Genomic DNA, 2,366 nt, shown 5'->3' on the forward strand with positions numbered 1-2,366 from the left:
ACCCGCGCGCGGCCCGGGGGGGGTGGGCGGTGGGGGGGGCAAGCCCGTGGGCCGCGGGGGGGCCGCGGGGGGGGAACCCGCCGCTCGGGCGCGGGTCGCCGCGGCGTTCGTCACGCCGGTCGTCACGGCGGAACGACGAGCCGCCCCCGGCCGGGGCGCGGCGGTCGTCCCGGCGGAACGACGAGCCACCGCCGGTGCGACGGTCATCACGCCGGTCGTCACGGCGGTCGTCACGGCGGAAGCCGCCGCCCGGCCGGCGGTCGCGGTCGCGGAAACCGCCCCGGTCGCCGCCGCGGTCGTCCCGCTCCTGCCGGGCCGCCTCGGCACGCTCCGCGGCCTTCTCGGCCCGCCGCGCCTCGCGCTCGTCCTCGGCCAGCGCGAGCTGCCGCGCCTCGGCCGCCGCGGCGATCGCCTCGGCCGGGTCGTCGCCACGCTCACGCGCCGCGCGCGCGGTCAGCCGCTCGGCCTCCTCGCGCAGCTCCTCCGCACGCGCCGCGGCCCGCTCCAGCTCACGCGTGAGCCGGGCCACCTCGCCCTCGGCGTGACGCACCGCGCCCATCGCCGCCTCGGCCTGGACCTCGGTCAGCGACCGGGCGCCGATCACCTGGGCGATCTCCTCGTCGAACAGGTCGCCCCGGCCGATGATGTGGCGCGAGGCGTCCACGCCCGCGTCCTCCATCAGCCGGAAGATCGTCCGCCGCTGGTGCGGCAGCGCCAGCGACACGACCGTGCCGGAGCGCCCGGCGCGCGCGGTGCGGCCGGAACGGTGCAGGTAGTCCTTGTGGTCGGCGGCCGGGTCCACGTTCAGCACGATGTCCACGTTGTCCACGTGGATGCCGCGCGCGGCGACGTCGGTGGCGACCAGGACGGCGACGCGGCCGTCCTTGAACTCCGACAGGGTGCGCGTCCGGGCGCCCTGCGTCATCCCGCCGTGCAGCGCGTCCGCCCGGACGCCCGCCTCGCGCAACTGCGCGGCGACGCGGTCGGCGCCGAGCTGGGTGCGGACGAAGACGATCGCGCGCGTGCCCTGACGGGCGGCGATGGCGGCCGTCAGCGGCGCCTTGTCGCGCGGCTTCACGATCAGCACGTGGTGCGTCATCGTGGTGACCGCGCCCTGGGCGGCGTCGACCTCGTGGCTGACCGGGTCCACCAGGTAACGCTTCACGAGCGTGTCGATCTCGCGCTCCAGCGTCGCCGAGAACAGCATCCGCTGGCCGCCCGGCGGGACCTGGTCCAGCAGCTCGGTGACCTCGGGCAGGAAGCCCAGGTCGGCCATCTGGTCGGCCTCGTCAAGGACGGCGACCTCGACCTCGTCGAGCGAGCACGCCCGGCGGCCGATGAGGTCGCGCAGACGGCCGGGGGTGGCGACGAGGATGTCGACACCGCGCTCCAGGGCGTAGATCTGGTTGCCCATGGAGGTGCCGCCGCAGACGACCTTCAGCCGCAGCCCCATCACATCGCCGTACGGCTCCAGGGCGTCGGAGACCTGCATGGCCAGCTCGCGGGTCGGGGTCAGGATGATGGCGCGCGGGCGCTTGGGGGTGGTGCGGCGGCCGGCGAGCCGGGCCAGCAGGGGCAGGCCGAAGCTCAGGGTCTTGCCGGAGCCGGTACGGCCGCGGCCGAGGATGTCCATCCCGGCGAGCGCGTCGGGGATGGTGGCGGCCTGGATGGGGAACGGAGTGGTGACGCCGTTCTCGGCGAGCTTGCGCACCACGTTCTGCGGCAGACCGAGGTCGGCGAAGGTGGTGGTGGGCTCGTCGTCGAGGGGGAGAAGTGCTTCAACCGTCGTGACGGACATGCGTGGTGAGAACCTTCCGGAGTCTTGGTGTCGGCACGCGCCTTAGCTCCGTAGGTGCTCTGGACCGCCTGGATGCGGTCAGCCACGGCTAGACGAGGAACGCGCCACACGGCGCGCTGCTTCGGGGCGCCGGGCAAGTGGGATCAAACGATCTACAAGCATACGCACGGAGCGCCCCGAGGCGCAAACGGCGTCAGCCCTCCCCCTCGGCGGCGGGCTCCGACGGGGTCGGGGCCGCCGGTTCCTCGGTGGGCGGCTCCGGCTCCGGCTCGGGCTGGGGCTCGGTCTCCGGCTCGGGCAGCGGACGCGGCGCGTCCTCCCCGGCACCGCCGCCGTCGCCGGACGCGCTGACGCTGGCGGCGGGCTCCGGTTCGGGCGCGGGCTCGGCCGCCCCGCCGGGGTCGCCGTGCTCGTCCCCGGCCGGTTCGGGGCTCCGGTCCGCGTCCGGCGACGAGGAACCGGACGGCTCGTCGTCACCGGGCCGCCCGTCGCCCCGGCTCTTGTTCCACTCTGACGCCGCCGGCCAAGCGGCACGGGGCGAGAGTGCGTGTCGCCGGCGTGGAGGCTA

At 75.8% G+C, this 2,366-nt stretch carries 1 protein-coding gene; it reads right to left on the reverse strand.

The genetic code is table 11. The annotated features are described in order from the left end of the window. Positions 1-1,798 (reverse strand): DEAD/DEAH box helicase (locus BN2279_RS09405; protein ID WP_104530984.1); only part of this gene is annotated, 1,798 nt, incomplete at its 3' end. Positions 1,799-2,366 lie beyond the last annotated feature (568 nt).

It is taken from the genome of Streptomyces specialis (assembly GCF_001493375.1).
GTDB lineage: Bacteria > Actinomycetota > Actinomycetes > Streptomycetales > Streptomycetaceae > Streptomyces > Streptomyces specialis.